General features: G+C 66.5%; 4 protein-coding genes and 1 pseudogene. 2 read left to right on the top strand and 3 right to left on the bottom strand.

What is annotated here, in order from left to right; genetic code table 11:
• Positions 1-60: 60 nt before the first annotated feature.
• Positions 61-402, bottom strand: a pseudogene (locus C2847_RS11990) (pyroglutamyl-peptidase I family protein); the annotation flags it as partial.
• 60 nt (positions 403-462) lie between these two features.
• On the opposite strand from C2847_RS11990, the gene C2847_RS11985 reads away from it, so the two are divergent.
• Both C2847_RS11985 and mfd read left to right on the top strand, forming a co-directional pair.
• The gene (locus tag C2847_RS11985) at positions 463-1299 is read left to right on the top strand and encodes a DegV family protein (RefSeq protein WP_105318554.1); all 837 of its coding nucleotides are present in this window, start codon (positions 463-465) and stop codon (positions 1297-1299) included.
• Positions 1300-1324: 25 nt separating this feature from the next.
• Positions 1325-4261: a transcription-repair coupling factor gene (gene mfd, locus C2847_RS11980; protein WP_105318553.1), complete on the top strand. Its 2937-nt coding sequence runs from the start codon at positions 1325-1327 to the stop codon at positions 4259-4261.
• Here the strand turns inward: mfd and C2847_RS11975 are convergent.
• Positions 4258-4812: a lipoprotein gene (locus tag C2847_RS11975; protein ID WP_105318552.1), complete on the bottom strand. Its 555-nt coding sequence runs from the start codon at positions 4810-4812 to the stop codon at positions 4258-4260. The two genes, mfd and C2847_RS11975, sit on opposite strands and share 4 nt — an antisense overlap.
• A gap of 12 nt (positions 4813-4824) precedes the next feature.
• Positions 4825-5025: a hypothetical protein gene (locus C2847_RS11970; RefSeq protein ID WP_244187485.1), complete on the bottom strand. Its 201-nt coding sequence runs from the start codon at positions 5023-5025 to the stop codon at positions 4825-4827.
• Between the last annotated feature and the right edge of the window lie 152 nt (positions 5026-5177).

The raw sequence follows: 5177 nt of genomic DNA, 5'->3' as shown, positions 1-5177 counted from the left end.
TTTTCAAGTGGTCCCCTGGCGCATGGGTATGCGGGGGGTGGATAAGTGCAAGTTTTGAGTTAAGGGAAAGCGGGCCTCGAGGGCCAAAGGGCCCCCAGGGACCACGGGGGCGTCCGCCAGCACCCTTCCCTGGTTATCGGGGCGCTCAAAGTCCAGGAGGTTCAGCGCCAGGCGCTCCAGGGTGAAGGAGGACCGATTTTCCGCTAGTCCCAGGTGCAGCACGGCCCTGGGCCCACGGGCGTGGAGGTTTTCCAGGGCCTGAGGAAGCGCGAGCGCGTCCACGGGAAGCACTGCCTTCAAGATGGGCTCTCCTCTCGCTGTGTCCGGTAGCAGGCCAAGGAGCGCAGCGGAAGGGGTGTGCCCCATGCCGGTGAACGGTTCAAATCCGGTGACCAAGACCATGGCCTAAACCCGCTGGGCATTATAGCCTTCCGGGCTTTGACTCGGTTTAAGATGGGGGGCGTGGAGCTGGGTTTGGTAACCGACACCGCAGCGGACCTTTCCCCCAAGGTGCTTCAGGAGGAAGCGGTAGGGCTTGTGCCCATTTACGTGCACCTCATGGGCCGCCGCTATAAGGACTGGCAGGAACTTACCCCCGACGCCCTTTACCAGGCCATGCGGGCGGGGGCGGAGCCCGTGACCGAGCCCCCCGGGGTGGAGGACTTTGCCGAGGTGTACGAGCGGCACCTCCAGGTCTACGACCGCTTGCTTTCCATCCATGTCTCGGGCGAGCTTTCCAAGACGGTGGAAAGGGCGCGGGAAGCGGCCCTAAAAGTGGCCCCCACCCGTATCCGGATAGTGGACTCGGGGATGGTATCGGCAGGCCTGGGGGCCATGGTCCTTCGGGCGGTGGAGATGCTTAAGCGGGGGGCAGAGGAGGAAGAAATCGTGCGGGAAATGGAGAGGCTCAAGCGCTCCAGCCTCTACTTCAGCGTGGCCGACCTCTCCCACCTGGCCAGAAACGGCCGCCTGCCCCGCTTTGGGGAGGTGGTGGGAAACCTCCTGGGCCTGAGGCCTATCCTGCGCATCGAGAAGGGGCACATTCGCTTTTTGCGGGTGGCCCGGGAGAACGCCGTGCCCGAGACCCTGGCCCGGCTGGTGTTGGAGGAGTTTAGGGGACGTGCGGCCCGAATCACCATTGCCCACACCGACGCCAAGGGCGAGTGGCTGGAGGCGCTTAAGAGAGGCCTAGAAGGCGCCTTGCGCCTAGAGCGGGGCCGCATCACCCGCTCCGGGGCCACCATCGCCGCCAACGTGGGCCTCGGGGCTTTGGCGGTCCACGCCTACGCGGTAGAATAGGCGTTGGCCTTCGGGCCCCAAGCCCATGGAAGTTGCCCTGGAGAGGTTTTACGGCCACCGCCTGGCCCTGCCGCAGGTGGTGGCGGCCCTGCTTTTTGCCCAGGAACGCCCCCCCTCGGTGCTCCTAGCCCCGGAGGACCGGCTACGCCGTTACCGGGACCTCTCCGCCTTCGGGGCACCGGTGTACGTGAACCCCGGCCTCGAGGCCTGGGAGGAGCGGGCCCTCTTCGTGATGAGTTACGAGGAGGCCCTCGCTCCCTTTCCTGAGGACCCCTCCGCCTGGCGGCTCGTGTTGGAGGTGGGCCGAAGCTATCCTCGAGGAGAGCTACTGGACCGCCTCCTGCGGATGGGGTACGCCCGGGATGAGGATTACCGGGTGCTGGGGGAGGTGCTGGAGCTTTCTGGGATTCGGCTGGAGTTCTTCGGGGAGGAGCTGGAGAGGCTTTTGGTGGGGGGGGAGGCGCGCAAGCGGCATATTCTCCTACCCAAACCGGGGAAGGCGGAAGCCTTCCCTTCCAGGAAAATCCTCCACTTTTCGGGTCCCGTGTACCTGGACACCCCGGCCCTGGCCCCGAAGGAGATCTGGCCCTTGCTGGAAGGGCGTCGGGTGGTGGCCCTGGGGGGCGGGGTGGAGCTTCCTCCCTTGGACCTGGGGGTGAGGCCCTTTCCCCCGTACAGGGGAAGCCTTAAATCCCTGGAAAAGGACCTTGCCCGCTGGCTTGGGGAGGGGAGGCGGGTTAGCCTCTTCGTGGCCCACGAGCGCACCCTGGACTACCTGAAAAGGCGGCTTGCCCCCTTTCATCCCCAGGTACCCGAGCGGTTTCCGGGTCCCAAAGGCCAGCTTTCCCTTTTCAGGGGAGCCTTCGAGGGGGGGGCGGAGTGGGGGGAGGAGGTGTTCCTCACCGAGGCCTTGGTCTTTGCCACCGGTGCGGTGCGGGCCAGGTTGCGGGTGGGGGAGGGGCTTACTGACCCGGGGGCCTTAACCCCAGGGGACTTTCTCATCCACCCCGATCACGGCATCGGCCAGTACCTGGGCCTGGAGACCCGGGAGGTCCTGGGGGCCAGGCGGGATTACCTGGTGCTTCGCTACCGCGGGGAGGGCCGGCTTTACCTGCCCGTGGAGCAGTTACCCCTCCTGAAGCGCCACCCCGGCACCACCGATGAACCGCCCGAGCTTTCCTCCCTGGGGAAGGGGGAGTGGCAAAGGGCCAAGGAGCGGGCGAAAAAGGAGGTGGAGGAGCTTGCCCAAAGGCTTCTCGTCCTCCAGGCTAAGCGCAAGGCCACCCCAGGCCGGGCCTTTCCCCCCTTGCCCGACTGGGACCCCCTGGTGGAAGGGGGCTTCCCCTACGAGCTCACCCCCGACCAGAAGCGGGCCCTGGAGGAGGTCTTGCGGGACCTCGAGGCTCCCTACCCCATGGACCGCCTGGTTTCCGGGGACGTGGGCTTTGGCAAGACCGAGGTGGCCCTGCGGGCGGCCCATCGGGTGGTGGGGCATGGGGCCCAGGTGGCCTTCTTGGTGCCCACCACCCTTCTGGCGGAACAGCACGGCAAGACGTTTCGCGAGCGCTTCCAGGGTCTTCCCGTACGGGTGGCGGTGCTCTCCCGCTTTACGCCGCCTAAGGAGGAGGAGGCGGTCCTCCGGGGCCTGCGGGAGGGGGGTGTGGACATCGTCATCGGCACCCACCGCCTTCTCCAGCCGGACGTGGCCTTTAGGGACCTCGGCCTCCTCATCGTGGACGAGGAGCACCGCTTTGGGGTGGCCCAGAAGGAAAGGATCCGGGAGCTCAAGGCGGAGGTGGACACCCTCTACCTCTCCGCCACCCCCATCCCCCGCACCCTTTACTCCGCTCTAGTAGGCCTCAAGGACCTCTCCAGCATAAAGACCCCGCCCCCGGGCCGAAAGCCCATAAAGACCTTCCTAGCCCCCTTTGACCCGGTGCTGGTGCGAGAGGCGGTGTTGGCGGAGCTGGAACGGGGAGGGAAGGTCTTCTACGTCCACGACCGGGTGGCTTCCATAGAGGGAAGGAGGCGCTACCTGGAGGCCCTCATTCCCGAGGCCCGCATTGGCGTAGTCCACGGGCAGATGCCAGAGGGCCTGATTGAGGAGACCATGCTCCTTTTCGCGGAGGGGGCCTACGATGTCCTCTTGGCCACCACCATCATCGAGTCGGGGCTGGATATCCCTGAGGCGGGCACCATCCTCATTGAGCGGGCGGACCGCTTGGGCCTGGCCACCTTGTACCAGCTCCGGGGCCGGGTGGGGCGGCGGGAGCAGGAGGCTTACGCCTACCTCTTCCATCCTCCCAGGCTCACGGAGGCGGCGGAGAAGCGCCTCAACGCCATTGCGGATCTTTCCGACCTGGGAAGCGGCCACCTCCTGGCGGAGAAGGACATGGAAATCCGCGGCGTGGGGAATCTCCTGGGCCCTGAGCAGCACGGGCATATCCGGGCCCTATCCCTCGAGGTCTACAGCGAGCTTCTGGAGGAGGCCATTCGCAAGCTCAAGGGCGAGGTGAAGGAGGAAAGGCCCCGGGTGACGGTGGACCTGGCCCTCTCCGCGCGGCTTCCCGCGGAGTACGTGCCGAGCCTCGAGGCCAGAAGCCGCTATTACGGCCGCTTCGCCGAGGCCCGGAGCCTGGCGGAGGTTTCCCGCATCGCCAGGGAGCTCAAGGACCGGTATGGCCCACTTCCCGAGGAGGCGGAGAACTTCCTGGCCCTGGCCCGCCTCCGCCTAGTAGCGGAGCGGAAAGGGGTGGTCTCCATTACCGAGGATCTCACCCACCTGCAGGTGATCTTCCCCCGCTGGCCCCTGGACTACGACGCCCGGGGCCTCAGGGCTTTGCCCTTTAGGGTGGAGATCACCCAGTACCCCCCTGGCTTCCGCCTGGAGAAAAAAGTCTTGAGGCCCCGGGACTACCCCGAGGCCCTCATGCAGGTGCTTTTCCTCTTCGCCGACCGTTAGGGGGTGGGGATGAGGTTGAAGAGCTTCAGGCGGAGGGATACCTCCCCCTGGGTGAGGGTGTAGTCTACTTTCTCCCCACTTAACGAGAGGCGGGCCCCTATGCGGAAGGCTCCCGACTTCACCAGGTCAAAAGCGGGGTTACCGGGGGCTAGGTCCAAGGAGAGGTCCAGGGTGCCCGTTTCCCCAGGGTTCAGGCTGAGGCTTACCTTTTTGGCCTCCAGGTCCCCGCCTGTGCCGTCGTAGAGGTCGGTGTCGTTCTGGGGGGCCATACGGACCTCGAGGTCCACCTGGGCGGGGAGGGTGCCCGTGTTGCGGACCTCCGCCTTTGCCACCACCCTCCCATCCAGCAGGGCCTCCGCCCCGGGGACCTGGACCAGCTGCCCCGCGGGGTCGTCGGGGACCCGTACCTGGGCGGTGGTGAGGTCCAGGGGGCCGGAGCGGTTGGCCTGAGGCACGAAGCTTAGGAAGTCCACCTCCACCCGGTGGACGGTGTGGCCGCTGCAGGCGGCCAGAACCAGAAGCAGTGCAGCAAGCAGCAGGGGACGCTTCATGGTTTCCTCCCTTTAGAAACCTACGGCCAAGGCGAGGCCGTAGACGGTTCCCCCCACCAGAGGGGCCTGATGGGTGGTGAGGGCCAGGTCCAGGGTCATGGCTTCCAGGTTCAGCCCCGCTCCTACGCCGAAGCGGAGGCCGCCCTCCAGGCCCAGGCCGCCGCGCAGGGCCATGGGGCCAAGGGCGTACTCCAGGCCTAAGTGCCCGCGCATTATAATTGTCCCATGCCAGCCCCTCTGCGTGTCCACCTGACCCCTGAGGAAGATGCCCGGCTGCGGGAACTGGAGACCAATCCCCTGGTGCCCCACAAGGTGCGCCGCCGCGCCCAGGTTGTCCGCCTGGCCGCCCAAGGGTGGACCGCCCC

Origin of the sequence: Thermus tenuipuniceus (genome assembly GCF_002964845.1) — a bacterium.
In the GTDB taxonomy this organism is placed as follows: domain Bacteria; phylum Deinococcota; class Deinococci; order Deinococcales; family Thermaceae; genus Thermus; species Thermus tenuipuniceus.
Note: the sequence above shows the minus strand (reverse complement) of the source record. Positions and strands in the feature narration are given on the sequence as shown.

What these genes read in the sequence shown, in the direction of transcription:
- C2847_RS11970 (WP_244187485.1), bottom strand. Translation starts at nt 5,025, where the DNA reads ATGCGCGGGCACTTAGGCCTGGAGTACGCCCTTGGCCCCATGGCCCTG.
- C2847_RS11975 (WP_105318552.1), bottom strand. Translation starts at nt 4,812, where the DNA reads ATGAAGCGTCCCCTGCTGCTTGCTGCACTGCTTCTGGTTCTGGCCGCC.
- mfd (WP_105318553.1), top strand. Translation starts at nt 1,325, where the DNA reads ATGGAAGTTGCCCTGGAGAGGTTTTACGGCCACCGCCTGGCCCTGCCG.